The sequence below is a fragment of the Limnospira fusiformis SAG 85.79 genome, assembly GCF_012516315.1.
Taxonomy (GTDB): Bacteria; Cyanobacteriota; Cyanobacteriia; order Cyanobacteriales; family Microcoleaceae; genus Limnospira; species Limnospira fusiformis.
Map to the genome: position 1 here is coordinate 1,122,560 of NZ_CP051185.1, position 19,389 is coordinate 1,141,948.

General features: G+C 45.3%; 18 protein-coding genes and 2 pseudogenes. 9 read left to right on the forward strand and 11 right to left on the reverse strand.

Translation table 11 applies throughout. The features are described 5' to 3' along the window. Positions 1-29: 29 nt before the first annotated feature. Positions 30-566, reverse strand: a complete 537-nt coding sequence (hoxE, locus tag HFV01_RS05420) for a bidirectional hydrogenase complex protein HoxE (RefSeq protein WP_193520900.1) — start codon at positions 564-566, stop codon at positions 30-32. Between the two features lie 382 nt (positions 567-948). On the opposite strand from hoxE, the gene HFV01_RS05425 reads away from it, so the two are divergent. Continuing rightward, positions 949-1,191, forward strand: a complete 243-nt coding sequence (locus HFV01_RS05425; RefSeq protein ID WP_498366156.1) for a HypC/HybG/HupF family hydrogenase formation chaperone — start codon at positions 949-951, stop codon at positions 1,189-1,191. Positions 1,192-1,374: 183 nt separating this feature from the next. On the opposite strand, the gene HFV01_RS05430 is transcribed toward HFV01_RS05425, so the two are convergent. Beyond that, on the reverse strand, positions 1,375-1,560 hold the full coding sequence (locus tag HFV01_RS05430) for a hypothetical protein (protein ID WP_006624088.1): 186 nt from the start codon (positions 1,558-1,560) through the stop codon (positions 1,375-1,377). Positions 1,561-1,582: 22 nt separating this feature from the next. Here HFV01_RS05430 and nifJ point away from each other — a divergent pair, with 22 nt between their 5' ends. Further along, complete coding sequence (gene nifJ, locus HFV01_RS05435) at positions 1,583-5,161, forward strand: pyruvate:ferredoxin (flavodoxin) oxidoreductase (RefSeq protein WP_193520901.1); 3,579 nt, start codon at positions 1,583-1,585, stop codon at positions 5,159-5,161. Between the two features lie 141 nt (positions 5,162-5,302). Then, complete coding sequence (locus HFV01_RS05440; protein ID WP_006624090.1) at positions 5,303-6,313, forward strand: dihydroorotate dehydrogenase-like protein; 1,011 nt, start codon at positions 5,303-5,305, stop codon at positions 6,311-6,313. Between the two features lie 61 nt (positions 6,314-6,374). On the opposite strand, the gene HFV01_RS05445 is transcribed toward HFV01_RS05440, so the two are convergent. The 3 genes from HFV01_RS05445 to HFV01_RS05455 form a co-directional block, all read right to left on the reverse strand. Beyond that, the gene (locus tag HFV01_RS05445; RefSeq protein ID WP_228116378.1) at positions 6,375-7,769 is read right to left on the reverse strand and encodes an AAA-like domain-containing protein; all 1,395 of its coding nucleotides are present in this window, start codon (positions 7,767-7,769) and stop codon (positions 6,375-6,377) included. A 104-nt stretch (positions 7,770-7,873) separates the two neighbouring features. Continuing rightward, positions 7,874-9,550: an ABC1 kinase family protein gene (locus tag HFV01_RS05450; protein ID WP_006624092.1), complete on the reverse strand. Its 1,677-nt coding sequence runs from the start codon at positions 9,548-9,550 to the stop codon at positions 7,874-7,876. Positions 9,551-9,705: 155 nt separating this feature from the next. Beyond that, complete coding sequence (locus HFV01_RS05455; protein ID WP_006624093.1) at positions 9,706-10,848, reverse strand: DegT/DnrJ/EryC1/StrS family aminotransferase; 1,143 nt, start codon at positions 10,846-10,848, stop codon at positions 9,706-9,708. A gap of 201 nt (positions 10,849-11,049) precedes the next feature. On the opposite strand from HFV01_RS05455, the gene HFV01_RS05460 reads away from it, so the two are divergent. After that, positions 11,050-11,289, forward strand: a complete 240-nt coding sequence (locus HFV01_RS05460; RefSeq protein ID WP_006619180.1) for an ABC transporter permease — start codon at positions 11,050-11,052, stop codon at positions 11,287-11,289. Positions 11,290-11,446: 157 nt separating this feature from the next. Here the strand turns inward: HFV01_RS05460 and HFV01_RS05465 are convergent, their stop codons facing one another. Continuing rightward, entirely contained in the window at positions 11,447-12,322 is an 876-nt protein-coding gene (locus tag HFV01_RS05465; RefSeq protein ID WP_006624094.1) for an IS630 family transposase, read from the reverse strand. 165 nt (positions 12,323-12,487) lie between these two features. On the opposite strand from HFV01_RS05465, the gene HFV01_RS05470 reads away from it, so the two are divergent. From HFV01_RS05470 to rpsU, 3 genes are all read left to right on the forward strand, one after another. Then, positions 12,488-12,814 carry a calcium-binding protein gene (locus tag HFV01_RS05470; protein ID WP_006624095.1) on the forward strand — a complete coding sequence of 109 codons (327 nt, stop codon included), beginning with the start codon at positions 12,488-12,490 and terminating at the stop codon, positions 12,812-12,814. 321 nt (positions 12,815-13,135) lie between these two features. After that, a complete protein-coding gene (locus tag HFV01_RS05475; RefSeq protein ID WP_006669199.1) occupies positions 13,136-13,336 on the forward strand; it encodes a hypothetical protein in 201 nt (66 codons plus the stop codon). Positions 13,337-13,475: 139 nt separating this feature from the next. After that, positions 13,476-13,673 (forward strand): 30S ribosomal protein S21, encoded by a 198-nt coding sequence (rpsU, locus tag HFV01_RS05480; protein WP_006616180.1) that lies wholly within the window; start codon positions 13,476-13,478, stop codon positions 13,671-13,673. Between the two features lie 88 nt (positions 13,674-13,761). Here rpsU and HFV01_RS05485 read toward each other — a convergent pair whose 3' ends face one another. After that, the gene (locus tag HFV01_RS05485) at positions 13,762-14,868 is read right to left on the reverse strand and encodes a HAMP domain-containing sensor histidine kinase (protein ID WP_193521263.1); all 1,107 of its coding nucleotides are present in this window, start codon (positions 14,866-14,868) and stop codon (positions 13,762-13,764) included. Between the two features lie 99 nt (positions 14,869-14,967). Beyond that, positions 14,968-15,465 (reverse strand): annotated as a pseudogene (locus tag HFV01_RS05490) (HNH endonuclease); the annotation flags it as partial. Between the two features lie 467 nt (positions 15,466-15,932). Here HFV01_RS05490 and HFV01_RS05495 point away from each other — a divergent pair. Then, entirely contained in the window at positions 15,933-16,256 is a 324-nt protein-coding gene (locus tag HFV01_RS05495; RefSeq protein WP_006625613.1) for a hypothetical protein, read from the forward strand. Between the two features lie 120 nt (positions 16,257-16,376). Here HFV01_RS05495 and ltrA read toward each other — a convergent pair. Beyond that, a pseudogene (gene ltrA, locus HFV01_RS30205) lies at positions 16,377-17,661 on the reverse strand (group II intron reverse transcriptase/maturase); the annotation flags it as partial. Between the two features lie 366 nt (positions 17,662-18,027). Here ltrA and HFV01_RS05510 point away from each other — a divergent pair. After that, positions 18,028-18,171 (forward strand): hypothetical protein, encoded by a 144-nt coding sequence (locus HFV01_RS05510; protein WP_008053030.1) that lies wholly within the window; start codon positions 18,028-18,030, stop codon positions 18,169-18,171. Positions 18,172-18,432: 261 nt separating this feature from the next. On the opposite strand, the gene HFV01_RS05515 is transcribed toward HFV01_RS05510, so the two are convergent. Next, on the reverse strand, positions 18,433-18,591 hold the full coding sequence (locus HFV01_RS05515; RefSeq protein ID WP_228116377.1) for a hypothetical protein: 159 nt from the start codon (positions 18,589-18,591) through the stop codon (positions 18,433-18,435). 227 nt (positions 18,592-18,818) lie between these two features. After that, complete coding sequence (locus tag HFV01_RS05520; protein ID WP_162198544.1) at positions 18,819-18,980, reverse strand: hypothetical protein; 162 nt, start codon at positions 18,978-18,980, stop codon at positions 18,819-18,821. Between the last annotated feature and the right edge of the window lie 409 nt (positions 18,981-19,389).

Genomic DNA, 19,389 nt, shown 5'->3' on the forward strand with positions numbered 1-19,389 from the left:
CTCAATGGAGTTGGGGTTACAAGTGGCATTTAGTCGGCTGAACCCTGCCACTGTTCCAGTCGTGCTACGGCCATTTCTGGGGTTTGCTGACCTGCGACTTTCCCATCAAAGACTGCGGCCGGAGCAATACCACAGGCTCCGATACAGCGGGCGGTGACAATAGATATCTGGCCGTCGGGGGTGGTTTCCCCGGATTTGATTCCGGTTTTCTCTTCTAAGGCTGCTAGGACTTCTCCACTGCCTTTAACATAGCAGGCGGTTCCTAAACAGACGACGCAGGTATGAGCGCCACTGGGTTTTAGGGAAAATAGATGATAGAAGGTGGCGACTCCGTAAACTTGGCTCAGGGGAAGTTTCAGTTGTCGCGCAACGTATATTAATACGTCTTCTTCTAAGTAGCCAAATGCTTCCTGGGCTTTGTGCAGCACTTCGATTAAGGCATCCTGACTATATTGGCTGCGTTTCATGGTTATATCCAGTACCTTGAAACGTTTATCGCCACTGGGATGGTTTGACGCTGCTTTGCTTTTGGCAGATTTGGGGGCGGTTTCTGTGGGAGATGGCATAGTAGTTTTACCGTAATTTCTACACAGTTTCAACCCTATTAAATATGATCAATGTTGATCCCCACAGGGTTGATGTTCTATTTTGATGACAATTCATCCTATTTTGGGGACATTTTTGGGACAAATCCCCAAAACAACTGTAGGGTTGTTTATCTCCAAATATTTCGTTAGTTGAACATTACAACATTCTGTTCTAAATGTTAAGTATAACGGCAAACCCCGGAAAAAAGTATTAAGATAATTAAAAGAATTTCTGCCTCTGCTGGTGGGTCTGCTAACAGTGGTTATACTTAGTTAGCCTGTCATCAAACTACCACAGAGCCTACAGATAGCCTACAGGTTGCTATTGTCAACCTAAATGAGAATTATTGTCATTCTAGGGATGAAATATATGTGTCTAGCAGTTCCGGGAAAACTCGTGAGTATATCGGGAGATGATCCTTTACTAAAAAAAGGGCGCGTCAGCTTTGGCGGGGTAATTAAAGAGGTGAGTCTGGCTTATGTTCCTGAAGCGCAAGTGGGTGATTATGTTTTGGTTCATGTGGGTTTTGCTCTGAGTCGGGTAGAACCAGAGGACGCTTTACAAACCTTAGCAGATTTACAACAGATGGTCAAATTGGGTTAAAAATTGTTAAGACCTGATTTATATTTCCAGCCTCCTATAAGATAATAAATAGGGTAAGGTAGGAGGCAGTCAAGTTCCCAAAAACCCTTAACAAAGATTTAAAGATTGTGATCTGACTCAGGGGAAAGGAACCTTTGAATCAGACAACCGGCGCAGAGGTATTGTTGTCAAAATCTAGGTAAATTATCGACCCAATTTTTTTTGTTGTTGAATGACAAAATTTAGCGCGATCGCTTGGTAAAGAGAACTGTCAAGGACATGGCCTTGGCAAATAGTGCGATCGCCTAAAATTAGCTCGTCAATGGTTGTCCGGTCACAGCCATTAAGGCGGTTAATTCCGCAGTTTTTTGAACCTGGGTTAAATCCCAAGTAAATGAGAGGATTTTCAAGTATGAATACCAGACAGTATGCCACCCTAGACGGGAACGAAGCGGTAGCCCGCGTGGCTTTTCGTCTCAATGAAGTTATTGCCATTTATCCCATCACTCCATCATCACCCATGGGAGAATGGGCGGATGCTTGGACATCGGAAGGACAACCCAACATTTGGGGAACGGTTCCCGCAGTAGTAGAAATGCAAAGCGAAGGAGGCGCGGCGGGGGCTGTTCATGGTTCCCTACAGGGAGGGTCATTAACCACGACATTTACAGCATCCCAGGGATTATTATTAATGATTCCGAACCTGTACAAAATCGCCGGGGAACTAACCTGTGCGGTCCTCCATGTCGCCGCCAGGTCCATCGCCGCCCAAGCCTTGTCTATTTTTGGCGATCACAGTGACGTAATGGCAGTGCGGGCTACTGGTTGCGGATTATTATGTTCAGCCTCAGTCCAGGAAGCCCATGATTTAGCCCTAGTCGCCCAAGCAAGTACCCTAAAATCAAGGGTTCCATTTATCCACTTTTTTGATGGGTTCCGCACGTCCCACGAAGTGCAGAAAATCGAACTCTTGGAAGAGAGTGATCTGCGGGCGATGATAGATGATGAGGACGTTTATGCACACCGCGCCCGGGGACTAACACCCGATCGCCCTGCTTTACGAGGAACCGCCCAAAACCCCGATGTTTACTTCCAAGCGAGGGAAAGCGTTAACCCCTTCTATAACGTCTGTCCAGAAATTGTGCAAAAAGCCATGGACAAATTCGGGGAACTGACGGGACGGCACTATAAACTATTTGAATATCATGGCGCACCAGATGCCGATCGCATCATTATATTAATGGGTTCCGGCTGTGAAACCGTCCACGAAACCGTAGATTATCTGACCGCACAGGGAGAAAAAGTCGGAGTGCTAAAAGTCCGTCTGTATCGACCCTGGGATGCTAACGCCTTTATTGGCGCTGTACCAAAAACGGCAAAAGCGATCGCAGTTTTAGACCGCACCAAAGAACCCGGCTCAAGTGGCGAACCCCTATATTTAGATGTCGTCACCGCCATTAGTGAAAGCTGGGAAGGACCCGCCCTCAAAATCGTAGGTGGTCGTTATGGGTTATCCTCCAAAGAATTTAACCCGGCTATGGTAAAAGCCGTTTTTGATAACCTCCAACTCGACAAACCCAAAAATCACTTTACCATCGGTATTAACGACGACCTCAGCCACACCTCCCTACCCTTTGACCCGGAATTTTCCACCGAACCGGATAACGTCATCCGCGCCATGTTCTATGGTCTAGGGTCTGATGGTACTGTAGGGGCTAACAAAAACTCGATTAAAATTATCGGGGACGAAACCAATAACTACGCCCAGGGTTACTTCGTCTACGACTCGAAAAAATCCGGCGCTGTCACCGTATCTCACCTGCGTTTCGGTCCTAACTTAATCCGCTCCCCCTATTTAATCGAAAAATCCAACTTTATCGGCTGTCACCAGTGGAATTTCCTAGAAAAACTCAATGTAGTTGATGCAGCCACCAATGGGGCGACCTTCCTGCTGAATAGCCCCTACGGACCTGATGAAGTATGGAATTACCTACCCATTGAAATTCAAGAGCAAATTGTCCGCAAAAACCTCAAACTATATGTCATCGATGCTAATAAAGTAGCCCGTGACAGTGGAATGGGTAGCCGTATCAATACGGTGATGCAGGTCTGTTTCTTCGCTTTGGCGGGAGTTCTACCCAAGGATGAGGCGATCGCCAAAATTAAAAAAGCGATCGAAAAAACATACGGTAAAAAAGGTTCAGCCATTGTCCGCATGAACCTCCAAGCCGTAGACAATACCCTCGACAACCTCTTTGAGGTCAATATCGGCGAAGCCAATAGCCAGGTACGCATAGCGCCACCAGTCCCCGCTAACGCCCCTGATTTTGTCCGGGAAGTGGAAGGGATGATGTTAGCGCGTAAAGGCGACCAACTCTCCGTCAGCCAACTACCCTGTGACGGAACCTATCCCACAGGTACATCAAAATGGGAGAAACGCAACGTCGCCCAAGAAATCCCCGTTTGGGATGCTGATGTCTGTGTGCAGTGTGGTAAATGTATCATGGTCTGTCCCCATGCGGTAATTCGTGGTAAAGCCTACGATGAAAGCGCCCTCAATGGTGCGCCGGAAACCTTTAAAACTACTGCTGTCCGCGATAAAGCCTTTGAAGGGCAAAAATTCACCATCCAAGTATCTCCAGAAGACTGTACTGGTTGCGGTGTCTGTGTTGATGTCTGTCCGGCGAAAAATAAATCCATGCCTTCCAAAAAGGCGATTAACATGGAGTCTCAGCCACCCATACGAGCCACGGAACGGGAAAACTGGGAATTTTTCCTCAACTTGCCTAACCCCGATCGCCGTAATTTGCGATCGGATATGATTAAACAACAACAATGGCAAGAACCCCTGTTTGAGTTCTCTGGTGCTTGTGCGGGTTGTGGCGAAACTCCCTATATCAAGTTAGCAACCCAACTATTTGGCGATCGTATGGTTGTCGCTAACGCCACTGGCTGTTCTTCTATCTATGGCGGTAACTTACCCACCACACCCTGGGCGCAAAATGCCGAAGGTCGCGGCCCTAGTTGGTCTAATAGCCTATTTGAAGATAACGCCGAATTTGGTCTAGGCTTCCGTCTGTCCATTGATAAACATACCGCTTTCGCCTGTGAATTGTTGCAGAAGTTAGGCGGTCTTGTTGGCGATGAACTGGTAGCCAAAATTATCAATAACCCCCAAAAATCCGAGGCTGATATTTGGGAACAACGGGAACTCGTCGCCCAGGTTAAGCAAAAATTGCAAGGGTCTGATGATACCAACGCCAAACAGTTACTCAGTTTGGCTGATTACCTCGTCAAAAAATCTGTCTGGATACTCGGCGGCGATGGTTGGGCTTATGATATCGGCTATGGCGGTTTAGATCATGTCATTGCTAGTGGTCGCAACGTCAATATCCTGGTTATGGATACTGAGGTCTACTCTAATACTGGTGGTCAGTCTTCTAAAGCTACTCCTCGCGGTGCGGTCGCTAAATTTGCCGCTGGTGGTAAGCCGTCACCTAAGAAAGACTTGGGTTTGATTGCTATGACCTACGGTAACGTTTATGTCGCTTCTGTGGCTATGGGGGCGCGCGATGAACACACCCTTAAAGTCTTCCTGGAAGCTGAAGCCTACGATGGCCCTTCCTTGATTATTGCCTACAGTCACTGTATCGCCCACGGTATTAATATGACTACGGCTATGAGTCACCAAAAAGCAATTGTCGAAAGTGGTCGTTGGTTGCTTTATCGTTATCATCCTGACCTCAAAGCTGAAGGCAAAAATCCCCTACTTTTGGATTCGCGATCGCCTAAAAAATCCGTCGAACAATCCATGTATGCCGAAAACCGCTTTAAAATGCTCACCAAAACTAAGCCCGTTGATGCTAAACGCTTGCTGAAAGAAGCCCAGAAAGACGTTGACACCCGTTGGCAAATGTATGAGTATCTGGCGGCGCGTCCCTTGGATCAAGAAGGCAATCAGCCCAATACAGACACCTCTGGTGACAAATAGTGAACTTCCTAAACCCATTGTAGACAGAAACTCCTAGTCCGGTTCTCAATTATAGGGGCGTGCCTATTTTTCGCCCCTACAAACCGGACCCCTAGAACTTTTCACTGCTTCCGTTTCCACTTTTCATAAGGAATCTATATTATGGATTTGAGTACGACCTATTTGGGATTGAATTTGAGGACTCCTATTGTCCCTTCCGCCGCCGCCCCTTTATCGGAAGATGTCGATAATATTCGGCGTATGGAAGATGCGGGCGCATCAGCAGTCGTTTTACACTCCCTATTTGAAGAACAGTTACTGCGAGAAAAATTTGAACTTAATCACCATTTGGAATATGGAACCAATAGCTTTGCTGAGGCTTTAACCTATTTTCCTGAACCAGAAGAATATCACGTCGGACCGGAACTTTATCTTGAGCATATTCGCCAAGCTAAGGAGTTGGTTGATATTCCCATTATTGCCAGTTTAAATGGTTTCTCCTCCGGTGGTTGGGTGGAATATTCCAAACTCATGCAGGAAGCTGGTGCAGATGCGATCGAATTGAATATTTATTATGTTCCCACCGATTTTGATATGAGTGGGGCTGAGGTCGAGGAAAACTATATCACTACTCTCCGGGAAGTTAAAGCCGAGGTTACTATTCCTGTGGCTATGAAACTTAGCCCCTTCTTTAGTAATATGGCCAATATGGCGAAACGTTTAGATGAAGCTGGAGTCGATGGACTCGCTTTATTTAACCGCTTCATACAGCCAGATATTAACCCAGAAGAACTAGAAATTGAGGTTAGTTCCGTTTTGAGTTCTCCCCACGATATGCGCCTACCTATGCGCTGGATTGCTATTTTGTATGGTCGGATTAATGCCGATTTAGCCTGCACTAGCGGTGTCGCGCGCGGTCACGATGCTATTAAAATGTTGATGGCGGGGGCTAAGGTAACTCATGTTTGTTCCGCTTTATTGCGCCATGGTATTGGTTACATCCAAGTGATGGAAAATGAGATGAAACACTGGATGGAAGAACACGAGTATGACTCTGTTCAACAGATGCAGGGTTCTATGTCTCAGCGCCATTGTGATGATGAGTCAGCCTATGAACGCGCCCAATACATGAAAGCGATTACTTCCTACGTCCCAGAACATAGTTTATTCTAGGTTGATTCTAGGATAATAATTTCACCATATCATCACCCCTCAGTTTTTGCTGGGGGGGGGTTTATAACTGTTCCAAAAAATATAGCCGATATAAATCACAGCCAATTTGTGCTAGGTTATCCTCAAAGTTAACTAATCCTAGACTTTCTAATTTATAAGCAGTAATCGCCTCCAAAGGCACACCATTATCAGACTTGAGGACTTTATTTAAAGCAATATGCAGGTCGGAATCTTGTTGAATTGTTACTAATAAATCCCGCAAATAGGCGCTATAAATTCCATCAGGCTTGCGGGCATTTTTGATTAAATTTTCCAGAGAAATCCCTGATTTACTAATAGTATAAAAAGCCAGTTGTACTAGATAAGGATGTCCACCGACCATTGAGATTAAACCTTCTAGGCGTTTAAGTCCACTCTCTCCCGCCGCCCAACTTAATTCATATCTCAAAGCCAGATCTTGCACTTGTTCCGGTGTAAATTGGGGTATTTTTAACACCAAACCGACATTAAAAGGGGATTGATGTAACTGTAAAGGTACATAAACTTCGGTGCTGTGAACTACAATCAAGCGCAAATTTTCCCAGAGTTTATTATGTTTAGAGAGTTCGTGCCACGATCGCAACATGGGCAAAAAATCACTAGCAATAACCGGATACTCAAAGAGGCGGTTAACCTCATTCATAGCAATCACAATGGGGGTGTCTTTAGTGATGAATAGATATTCCTCAAAATACAGCCGACAGGAAACTTTAGTCCCTAAATCTATATCCCAATATTCATCGAGTTTCGCTGGTAGCTTTAACTGCTTAGTCGCATTAGCACAAAACCATCTGACCAATTGTTCTAGGGAATTAAAAGTCTCAGCGTCTACTTCCAGAAAATTCAGATAAACAGTTCCATATCCCCAAGAAACTGCTTGGGTTAACATCCTATTAAGTAGGGAACTTTTACCCATCTTCCGAGGTGCTTTAATCCTCACGACACACCCCGGTTGTTGCAGTTCATTATAGCCCATTTCTTCAATGGGTGGACGTTCTATATAAAAGGGAGAGTTTATGGAAATTGGACTCCCAGGTATTTCTATATTATTGCCATCATTAGGATTCAATGAATTACCTGCCAAAGTTCCTGATTTCTGAACAGGGGGGGAAGTTAATGGGATCTGGTGCCGAGATTTGAGGACAAGTTTTATATTTTTTTTGCTAACTTTGGTCCCCAGGGCCTCGGAGAGTTCCTGCCATAATCGTCCACCCACTTCTTTAACATAATCATTAGCGTATGCAGATTTCTGGGAAATTTCACTGTAGGTCTTACCCATCCATGATTCAGATAAAATTAAACGCTCAATAGGGGAAAGCGATCGCCGCAGGAATTTTTCTTCTATCAGTTTTAAGGCTTCAGGGACATTCATGCCAAGGCATAATAATTGAGCAAGGGCAATTTGATATATAATCACACTGTACAGATCATAACCAATAAAAGACCCAAATACTTAGACTTGGGCCTTTTTTTCAAGCATCCCTAACAAGGGAATTGTGATGATCTGATGAATAGCGATATTTATTGAATTCTCATAGCAGCCACTTGGGAGGTCGAAAACTCAGTTATTGCCCCCAATGCTACATCAAATAAGCGACTCGGTTTGAGGTCATCCTGAATTAAACCCCAGAGTCGTTGGACTTCAGCGGTATGTAGGCGATCGTCTTCGGTCAACGCCATGACAATTTGACGACGAAGGAAACTACCCTCTTCGGAAAACAGATATTGTAAACCTAGCTGTGCAGTGGGGAGAATATCAAAATTGCCATCAGTTTGAGCGATCGTAATCATATTTTCCAGACGATGCCACTGGAAGCGACCATCTTTAAATAACACCTCAATCAACCGTCGTCGCAAAGCCGGAGTTTCTCCCTTCAACAGGCGACGCGCCACATAGGGATAAGCCACCTCAACGATTTTAAAATCCGGGTCGAGACTGAGGGCAATTCCTTCCTGAGTTACTAGAGACCGAATAATCAGGGCAAATTTTGCCGGAACCCGGAAGGGGTAATCATACATCAATTCCGAGAAACTATCGGTAATAGTTTTAAAGTTAAAATCCTTAACACTCTCCCCAATAATATCCCCCATAACCGCCTCTAAAGCCGGAATAATGGGAGCCATATTAGTATTAGGTGCTAAAAATCCCAACCTGACAAAATCTTCCGCCAACTCCTTATAGTCTTTATTAATTAAATGAACTACGGAATCAACCAGAGTTTCCTTAGTTTGCTGGCTTAACTGATCCATCATGCCAAAATCAATAAATGCCATGCGACCATCAGGCATAGCAAACAGATTTCCGGGGTGGGGGTCAGCATGGAAAAAACCGAACTCTAGCAGTTGTCGCAAGCCACTTGTCACACCGACAAAAATCATTTTACTCATATCCAAACCCGCCGCTTGAACACTTTCAATATCGGTCAACTTCAAGCCGTTAATCCACTCTAAGACTAACACCTGATGGCTGGTATATTTCCAGTAAATTGATGGCACTTTTACGGTCGGATCATCATCAAAATATGTGGCAAACCTTTCGGCATTTCGACCCTCATTAATATAGTCGATTTCCTCAAATAATTTGAACCCAAATTCATCGACAATTAGGGTTAAATCATGACCCAAATTCAGGGGTAAAATGGGAGACAACCAACCCGCAGCCCAACGCATTAAATACAGATCCAGGGTCAGAGTTGGTAAGAGAAATGGTCTTTGGACTTTAACGGCGACCTCTTCCCCTGTCAGCAGTTGTGCTTTATAGACCTGACCCAAACTGGCTGCGGCTACGGGTTCAGGGGAAATTTGTCGGAAAACAGTATCTAAATCGCGATCGAGTTCTCTCTCGATGATCGCCATAGCGATCTTAGTATCAAAAGGGGGTAGCTGATCTTGGAGTTTGGTTAATTCTTCTAAAAAGTCCTTGCGAATGAGGTCAGGACGGGTTGATAATGCTTGACCTACTTTAATATAGGTGGGACCGAGGCGGGTGAGAATATTACGCAGCTGGGCGGCTCGTTTCGGGGTTTCCGTAACATTTCGATGTCGCCATTGATCCCAAAGTAGACCAATAATGAACCCTGAAAAAAACCATACAACCGTGATCACGCGCCAGATGGCCTTCCAAAGCCGACGGCGATAATATTGAGCAATGGCTTGAGGATCGTAAACTCGGCGATCGCTATTTTGGTAGGGGTTCACTCCTTTTATTTCCTCTTCATATTCCTAAGTTTGGTCAACTGGTTGCTTAGTTACCTGCAACCCAGGTCGGGGTAAATACATCCCCAGGGTGAATTGATGATTTCTTATCGTTATCTTAACTATAATCTACAAAACGACATATAACACTCACCCGCTCAACCTATAGCCCCCAATTTTAGGCAATCTTTGACAGCATAGATCACCCTATCTTGTTGTTCGCTGGAAAGTTCCGGGAACATCGGCAAAGACAAAACTTGGTGGCTGACCTGTTCTGCCATGGGAAAATCACCGCAGCCATAGCCTAAATCGCGATGAACCCCCTGTAGATGGAGGGGTATGGGGTAGTATACATTAGTGCTAACTCCGAGGCTCTGGAGTTGTTCTCGCAGGCGATCGCGTCCTGACGAGTCGCTATTATTACCCACATATCTGATAGTGTACTGATTCCAAACGGTCTCGCCGCCTAGACTTTCTGCTGGGACAATTAAACCGGGTATCCCCTCCAGTTCCTGACTATATCGAGAGGCGATCGCCTTTCTCTGTTGATTCCAGCGAGGGAGATACTCTAATTTAATGCTTAAAATCACCCCTTGTAGGGCATCAAGACGACTATTAATCCCCAACAGTTCGGAATTATATCGCTCAGGCTGACCGTGATTTTTCAGCACCCGCAACACACGCGCCAGATCAGGATTATTAGTTGCGATCGCCCCTCCATCTCCACAAGCGCCTAAATTCTTAGTCGGAAAAAAGCTAAAACAGCCTAGATCTCCCATACTACCCACCTTAGCATCACCCCAACTAGCTCCGGTGGCTTGGGCGCAATCTTCAATCACCGCCAAATTATGAGACCGCGCTACCGCCATTAATGCGGTCATGTCCACAGGGCGACCAAACAAATGCACGGGAAGGATAGCACGGGTTTGGGCAGTAATCGCCGCCTCAATTTGACTAATATCTAAGTTGAACGTATCCGGGTCAATATCCACAAATACCGGGGTGGCTCCCACGGCACTAATCACCTCAGAGGTAGCAATAAAGGAAAAACAAGTGGTAATCACCTCATCGCCGGGGCCTATTTCTAAAGCCCGCAAAGCCAAAAATAGGGCATCAGTACCAGAGTTGCAACTGACCAACTCAGAAGCCCCAATATACTCGGCAAACTTTTTCTCAAAACTGTCCACAGCATAGCCACCAATGTAGCGACCACTAGCCAGCAAGTCGAGTACCTCCTGACTAAGGCGATCGCTGATCATTTGATACTGTTGGGTTAAATCAAGGGCAGGAATTAGGTTCACGCGCTTCTCACACCACACTATACTAGAATGAGTTGTTCACAGGGTTTGCTGATAATTAGTTGATTTCCTTAGATTTTACAGACTTAGTGCTAATATTCGGACTGATGGCGATCGCCATTGGTCTATCAGTATCTGGGGGATTAGGCTTAGAATTCAAGCTAATCACTTCCGCCGGGCGCGCCTGAGCGCCAATTAGTAGTCTTGGGTTACGTCCTGGCTATTGTCTTTGACCCCACCACGACAGGCCAACCTCTCCTAGTCAGAGCCCTAATTCTGGCAATGATTACCCTAGTTGCCATTGTCTCCCGTAACCGCATCAGTCGCCAACTTCCACAACTTTTACTCTGGGTTTGGGTTTCCCTATTTATTAGCACTGCGGCGATCGATTGGGGGTCGAGAGAGATATTGCTACCTCCCCCTCCCCTTCAAAACCGTACGTGAGAGTTTCCCTTCATACGGCTCTAGTGGTGCTTCCACATCCCGATAATTGGCATAGACACGAAAAACTTCATGATGTGACGCACGCGCAGATTGCTCCATTGTTAAGGATACAGCTTTAGCGTTATCAAGCGCCGTTTGATAGCACTAGTCAATACGGTTAGGACGCAGCCTTGAGAACAGAATCCATGGCATCATGGAGAGAATCAAACTGCTCAATACAATGGCGAATGCGGGCTTTCAACCACGACCAACATTTCTCTATCTTGTTGAGGTCTGGCGAATAAGGCGGAAGATAGAGTAAACGGCATTGAGCTGCCTCCACCAGTTCAGCAATCCGCCCCCCTTTATGAAACGTTGCATTGTCCAATACTAGAGTCTGACCTGGCTTCAATGTTGGAATTAAGATGAACTCCAACCACAACTCAAACACTGTCCGATTACAACAACCCTCAAAGCTAAAGGGAGCTAAGAGTTGTTGATCACACCATGGGGCTATCATGCTCACCCTGCCCTGCCTCTTCCCGGATTTGAGGGCACCGAAGCGTTGTCCTTCCTGGCAGTAACCATAAGGATAATCCGAGTCTTGACTATTCATGCCAGCTTCATCGAGGTAAACCAACCCTTCCGGCTCCATCTGTTCAATCTGAGCCATAAACTCCTCTCGCTGTTGCTTCCAACGTTCTTGGTAGCCGTAAGTTTTTTTTCTGGTGAAGCCAATTTTCTTCAAGGCTCTGGATATGGTGCGAGGAGAGATGTCGTCATCCCAAAGTTCAGCCATTTGAGCGGAGGTTTTGTGGCCATGCTCTTGGGCAAAAGCCTTGAATTTGTGCCAGTCGGTAATTTGGTGGCTATGACCAGGTGGGCGATTAGGTTTAGGGAGGAAGTCGCCGGTGTGTTCTTTTCTTTGCAGCCAGAGATTGATGGTGTTCCTGCTGACATGGAAAACTTGACTGGCTTCGGTTTTGGGTATACCGTCTAGTTCAATTGCATTAATAACTTTTTGTCTAAGGTCGTAACTGTAGGGGGCTGGCATTTTGGGTCTTCTGTAGATATCCTTGCCATTATACGTCCTAACTTCTCTGTCTTGTAATCTAAGTATTCCTTATATTCTACCAAGGGGTAGAAATCCCACTGGGACGTTATTTCGGGCATTGCAGCCTTATTTGGTCTCCCAAACGTTTCGCACGGTGATGATACTTTGTACGGTGGTGCGGGTAATGACACTATTTTCGGTGGTGATGGTGATGATGTGTTGTTTGGAGATGAGGGTAATGATTCTCTGATTGGTGGCCCAGGACGCGATCGCTTTGTGATTTTTGCTAATGGCGGCACGGATACTATTACTGATTTTGTCTCTGGGGAAGACCTGATTGTTCTCGGTGGTGGTTTGCGCTTTGAGCAATTGAGTATTACTCAAAATGTCTCGTCGGCGGTGATTACCCTAGATACGGAAGAGTTGGTGATTTGGGAAGGGGTACAAGCGGCAGCTTTAACTGAGGATGATTTCATCACTTTCGCGATCTAAGATTAGGTGAGACTACTCCTCACGGTTTGTGCTGTGGGGAGATGGGTTCCTGGTTAAAGTTGAATGGAGGGGTGTTTGTGGCTCCATATCAAAGAATCGAGCAGCGTTTCTTTTCTGTGTTATTTGGGATCTTGATTGGGTTAACTTTGCTGGTTTGGGTTCTTAGGGGGTTAGGGGTTCTGGGATTTATCCCTGGATTGATAATCTGGGTGTTGTTGCTGTCAACCATCGCTATGGGGGTTCTGTCTAGAGTGGCTCGATAGCTCGGTTTGGTAATTATTCGGTCACTGGGATAGACGAATTGGGTTGAGTTGGGCTATAATGGCGAATGGCCTAAAACAAGGCGCTTCCTTAAATCTAGGTTGTGTGCGACGGGTTCACTTATTCCGAATAGCACCAATCGGATTTTTCAGAGGACAGTGTTGTTTATTGAGCTTCAGCCTACAGCCAGAAATGGCCTGGGCAACTGCTAAGGTGAAACTTCCTGGCAGTTGGCGAGAACGCCGCTTTCCAGTCTGGTAGCAGGATTGGGAAACTACGGTTCTATTGCGTAGCAATCGCTCGTGGTCGCGTTCATGTCTTCTCAAGTATCTTTCATATAGGAGGAGACGGGAAGACCTCAAGTAAAGTTATTATTTTTTAGAGAGGTGAAGGATAAAACATGACCCAAGTTATTCTGGGTGAAAACGAACAATTAGAATCCGCACTGCGTAGATTTAAGCGAGAAGTGTCTAAAGCTGGCATCCTGGCTGATGTTCGCAAAAAACGTCACTTTGAAACCCCTCCAGAAAAACGCAAGCGCAAGGCGATCGCTAATCAGCGTCAGAGACGAGCTTTCCGTAAAAAGCGGATGTTCTAAAGCGCTTCATAACCCGATATAACCGCGAACAAAACTCCTATTCTAGTTCTATTGGACTAGAGTGGGGGTGGCTGCGGTTTTTTGGTTATTAGATAATTTGGGAACTGGGTATTGGTAAGGAAAATGTGAAGGTGCTACCTTTGCCTAACTGACTACTAACGAAAATTTCGCCGCCTTGAAGTTCCACCAAACGCCGGGTAATAGCTAAACCAATTCCGGTACCTCCATAATTGCGCGATCGCGATCTATCAGCACGCCAAAATCTTTCAAAAACATGGGGTAAATCTGCCTCAGAAATACCAATTCCGGTATCGCTGACATCCACAAACAAGTAACCACCATGAGTATAAACTTCTATTTTAATTAGACCATGTTTGGTGTATCTGATGGCATTTCCTAATAAATTAACTAAAATTTGTTCAGTGCGATCGACATCAGCTAAAGCCAGGGGTAATTCTTCAGAAAAATCTAATTCTAATATCGGTCCTTCTTCCAGAAGTTGATCAGAAAAACGCTGCACCAAAGACTCTAATAAAGGCCGTAATGCTAAAGGTTGGGGGTTAATGGGTAAATATCCAGATTCAACCTTAGAGAGTTCTTGTAAGTTATTTATCAGCCTTTCCAGGCGTTTAGTTTCCTTGGTTAACTGCTGATAAATATCTGGTGATGGCGAAATTCTGCCTTCGGCCATTTCTTCTAAGTATCCGCGAACTACAGTGATCGGAGTTCGCAATTCATGGGTCAAATCACTAATTAATTCCCGCCGTTTTTGTTCAACATCTTGAAGACTACTAGCCATCTGATTAAAACTCATCGCCAGTTGATTTAATTCATGAATTTCACTAGATGACATCCTTTCTGAGAGATTACCCTTGGCAAATTTATGGGTAATTTCTTCCATCTCGGTGAGAGGCTGAGTAATGCGTTTAGTCACCCAATAACTTAAACAGACAGCAGCAGTTGTTCCGGCTAAAACAGACCAAAAAGTGCTACGATTCCAAGCAATTTCAAAGCCTTCTACTAGGCGAGTTCTTACATATTGTAAGCGAAAGCCAGGACCTTCTAGTTGTTCCAAACTACGGACAAAGAACCGAGGAGAGGAAATTTTGCCGATGATCACCAGGGATGTGACCCCAATCAGCATAACCAGGAGGTGGGATAAAAATAGGCGCGATCGCAAATCTACCTTTGCCATTAGTTCTGGGTATGTATGATCTAGTAGGGGTCGAGAGAGATGTCGCCATCTCCCCCTCCCATACAAAACCGTACTTGAGGCTTTCACCTCATACGGCTCCTAATCTGATTGTTCCATTGTTAATGATACAGCGTTGGCGTTATCTAGCGCCGTCTTATCATCATGACAGTGGCGGTGTAATAATTGAAGGTTCTTGTATTCATCCTTTCCGCCTAAACTTCGAGGTATAATGTGGTCTACTTCAACTAAATCCGATGGTGCGAAATACTGTCCACACCAGGTACACCTACCTTTTTGCTTTTTGAGTAGTTTTGCTACCCTGTTTGGCGTGTCGATTGCTTGTCCTTTCCTGGTTGCCCAGTAAGTCCAGTTTCCGTCGTATGGTGTTGCATCTGGGCGTATTAGGGTGTGTCTAACATTTGGAGTCCAATTGTGTTTCCATAGTTGAACTCCATCTTTGGTCTGGAATAACCAAGATTCATGCCTTTCTTTCCCATTGCTAAGTTTTACCGTTCCATGTTTGAAATAGTTTCTTAGCTTCTCGTAACTTGCCTTTCTGCATCTTGATGCTGTCCATGCCCTTAGCATTAGCCAGATGGTAGGGGTCGAAAGGAAAGTCACCTTTCCCAACTCCCATTCAAAACCGTGCTTGAAAGTTTCCCTTCACACGGCTCCTGATGTGGATACCCTCTTTGTCAAAGGAACAAGGTTACTACCCCCTGCTTTATGACTTCAACTTTGGGAGCTATATGCTTGCGTTAGTCTTTAAACTCGCTTTCGCCATTAAACTCTTACTTATCGCAGTCTCTATATCCATATCGTGACTAGTGGGCATATCCCAACCATTACAGTTAGGCATTGGCTTTCAGTCACATCCCTTCCCCTTATGGGCTTGCGCTTACACTTTTCACTACTCTACGAGATGTACTCGCAGAGAGCCCAACAGGGGTTTCAACGTTCCGTATATATGGGCATTCCATCTTTAGATTTGTCCTATCCACCGGGGTACATTTAAAGGTCTGTGTAGGTGATGACATAATTACCCTACTTTTCCCCTTGTCCTTTTGGACGCAGCGTATCAGCCTATTTCGCTGCTAACTAGTTACGGTGGTTCAAGCCAGACATTCGGTTTCCCTAATCATGGATGGTTGGCAGTGGTCGCCTCTGGTAGTAGGTTCTACTTCACGCCTTCCGTTCCCCGCTTCAATCCCAGATTTGTGATTTCTGAAACTGGGGGTGGCTACCGCCTTTACTCTTTCCCAAATCACCCCAAGTGGGTTGAAATACTCCTCCTTGTAGTATACTTGGAAGATAAAAGTGTATTCTGTGATTTCTTAAATGGGATTGACCCTGAGTTCCCTGCCTTGCTTAGATTCACAACTCCCTAAGCGTCGGGACATATATACAGTTGAGGGGTTAGACCGATACTGAGTAACCGTGTAAAGGTCTAATTGCCCTCTAGGAGGTTATTTCGGCATTGCAGCCTTATTTGACTCCTAAACGTTTCGCACTATATAGTCTAGCTTAACGAAGGTCTCTGTTGAGACGACCGCTGAGTAGTAGTTTGACCATCCCCGAATAATCGGGTTTAGATTACTTATCAGGGCTGATTGGGGTGCTGTTTTATGTCGTTTTATTACACCCTTAATCACTTCTGTATGGGCTTTGATTGCTTTCTGACTAGGTTTGATGTGGGTTGGGAACCCTAATGGTTTCCCATGTGGACTTTTCCCAGTTTTATATTTTCCTACAGGATATTGCCTAATATTGAATCCTAAGAAATCAAATCCAGGTTCTTCAAGTTTTCTATCATATTCAATAGGATTGAGTGTATGACAGATTCGAGTTTTCTCCGGTTTAATCTTTAACCCAATAGGTTTTAACCATTCGGAAATAGCAATCTTGCATTGTTCAATAATCTCTAGTGATGGTGATATCACTACAAAATCATCGGCGTATCTTATTAAGTTGGCTTTGACAGCCTTCCCTTTTTTCTTAGGATACATTGTTTCAATTACTCTAACCATTCCCAACAGTGCGATGTTGGCGAGTATTGGACTTATTACCCCTCCTTGGGGTGTCCCTGTTTCTGTATCCTCGAATACGTCGTTATCCAAAACACCCGCTTTAAGCCATTGTTTCAGGTCTCTCTTCAGGCTGCTCGGACAATGAATTTTGGACAATAGGTAATCATGGTTCACGGTAAGAGCATTTCGCTATATCAGCATCGAGAACATAGTATTGTCCTTGATTTATGGCAGTATAGATTCTACCAATTGCGTCATGGGCTGACCGACCGGGACGGAACCCATAGCTTGTGCCTTCAAATCTTGATTCCCATTCAGGTTCGAGAGCCGACTTAACCAAGGCTTGCCTTGCTCTGTCTTGGATTGTGGGTATTCCCAGAGGGCGTTTTTCATCCCTGCCAGGTTTTGGAATCCACACCCGTCGCAGTGGTTTTGCTTTGAGGTTTCCCTTAATGCTCTCAACAAGTTCAAACCTTTGCCTTGGAGAGATTGCTCTCATTCCATCGACTCCAGCCGTTTTCTTACCTTGATTATCTTGGGTCACTCGCCGCACTGCTAAGAGTCGGGCATAATATGACTTCACCAATAGACGTTGCAACCTTCTTGCCTTTGCATCCTGTCCCGATTTAGCTGCTTGAAATATCCTTTTTTGGAGCTTGAAAACTTTCCGCTGAACCTTAGTCCATGGGATTGCCTTCCATGCGTTGTTCGTAGTCTTGATTGGTTTGGGCTTACCAAATCCTTTCTTTAAACTCGCTATCGCCATATGTACATCTACTAGGCTCTATTTCTTACAATCCAACCGTGACCCGTTAGCATATCCCTACCATTACAGTCGGGCTTTGGCTTCTGGTCACATCTCACCCCCTAATAGGCTTGCGCTTACATTTGTCACTACTGATATCTCGACCAGATTATCAGAGCCTAAAAGGGGTTACAACGTTCCGTTTATATGGGCTTTCCATCTTTAGACTTGTCCTATCCACCGGGGTACTTTTTAAAAGTCTGTGTAGGTGTTATTAACAAAACCCTACTTTTCCCCTTGCTCTTTTGAGCGCAGCGTGTCAACCTGTTTCGCTACTGAATACTTACGATGGTTCAAGTCGGAACATTCAGATTTCCTTAGTCATGGATGGTTGGCAGTGGTCGTATTATTGGGAATAGGTTTTCCCTCACGCCTTCCGTTCCCCGCTTCAATCCTGAGGTTATGATTCCCAAAACTGGGGGTGGCTATCGCCGTTACTCTCTACTCCCTGATTTCTCAGTTTGTTTATGACCTTGAGTTCCCTGCCTTACTTAGATTTCTCCAAGCGTCGGGACATATAAACAGTTATGGGGATGGGCAGGTGTGCTATCCTTATGTTCAACCGAGGGGTTGAAATCCGCACCAGGCGGTTATTTCAGGTATTGCAACCTTATTTCATGCCTGAACGTCTCGCACGATAATTTCTATCCTACACTCAAACTTTCAACAGTAAAAAGCCCCGCTTGACCAACAAATCAGCGGGGCCTTTATAAGGAAACCTTTAAAGTAGGATTATCGCATATCCCAGAGAGCCTTAAACAAAGTCTCAGGCAGCTTTCTGGAGGTGGCATTCCTGGCAGCCTTGAGCGCGGCCACGGAAACTGTGTTCCCTTTGTGGTATGCTCTGGTAATCCGTGCGAGACGTTCAAGCATGAAATAGGGTTGAAACACCCGAAATAACCGCCTGGTGGGGACTTCAACCCCTTGATTGAATATAAGGAACGCACTCCTGAACATCCCCATAACTGTTTATATGTCCCGAATATTTGTATCACACGATACCAAATCAAGGCAGGGACTCCAAGCTCAACATACTTTGTAACAAAACGTAACAATTCTTAACATAACGGAAAAGTTACGACAAAAGGTGAGGATAACGGCGATAGCCACCCCCAGTTTTAGGACTCACAACCCGTCAGATTGAAGCGGGGAACGGAAGGCTCCAAGGTGTAACCCAACACCAGAACCGAGACCACTGCCAACCATCCATGATTAGGGAAACCGAATGTCTGGCTTGAACCGCCGTAAAGAGTAAGTAGCGGTGCGAGACGTTCAGGCATCAAATAGGGCTGCAATGCCCGAAATAACTGCCTGGTGAGGATTTCAACCCCTTGGTTGAATATAAGGAGCGCACTCCTGACCATCCTCATAACTGTTTATATGTCCCGACGTTAGTATAGAAATATACGTGTGATTCGTTTAGGAGTCAAATAAGGCTGCGATGCCTGAAATAACCTCCTAGTGGGACTTCCACCCCTGGGTGGAATATAAGGGATTCACACCCCTGACCATCCCATAACTGTTTATATGTCCCGACGATTTGTATCTTAGGATACCAAATCAAGGCAGGGAACCCAAGGTCAATACACTCTGTAACAAATCGTAATAATTCTTAACATAATGGAAAGTACGAAACAGAGGTGAGGGTAACGGCGATAGCCACCCCCGGTTTTGGGACTCACAATACCA

Bases quoted from the DNA above. Each gene is read 5' to 3' on its own strand.
- HFV01_RS05465 (WP_006624094.1), bottom strand. From the start codon at position 12,322: ATGCCAGCCCCCTACAGTTACGACCTTAGACAAAAAGTTATTAATGCA.
- nifJ (WP_193520901.1), top strand. From the start codon at position 1,583: ATGAATACCAGACAGTATGCCACCCTAGACGGGAACGAAGCGGTAGCC.
- HFV01_RS05510 (WP_008053030.1), top strand. From the start codon at position 18,028: ATGGTTGGCAGTGGTCGTATTATTGGGAATAGGTTTTCCCTCACGCCT.
- HFV01_RS05425 (WP_498366156.1), top strand. From the start codon at position 949: ATGAAATATATGTGTCTAGCAGTTCCGGGAAAACTCGTGAGTATATCG.
- HFV01_RS05485 (WP_193521263.1), bottom strand. From the start codon at position 14,868: ATGGCAAAGGTAGATTTGCGATCGCGCCTATTTTTATCCCACCTCCTG.
- HFV01_RS05520 (WP_162198544.1), bottom strand. From the start codon at position 18,980: ATGCCTGAACGTCTCGCACCGCTACTTACTCTTTACGGCGGTTCAAGC.
- hoxE (WP_193520900.1), bottom strand. From the start codon at position 566: ATGCCATCTCCCACAGAAACCGCCCCCAAATCTGCCAAAAGCAAAGCA.
- rpsU (WP_006616180.1), top strand. From the start codon at position 13,476: ATGACCCAAGTTATTCTGGGTGAAAACGAACAATTAGAATCCGCACTG.
- HFV01_RS05475 (WP_006669199.1), top strand. From the start codon at position 13,136: ATGGCGAATGGCCTAAAACAAGGCGCTTCCTTAAATCTAGGTTGTGTG.
- HFV01_RS05440 (WP_006624090.1), top strand. From the start codon at position 5,303: ATGGATTTGAGTACGACCTATTTGGGATTGAATTTGAGGACTCCTATT.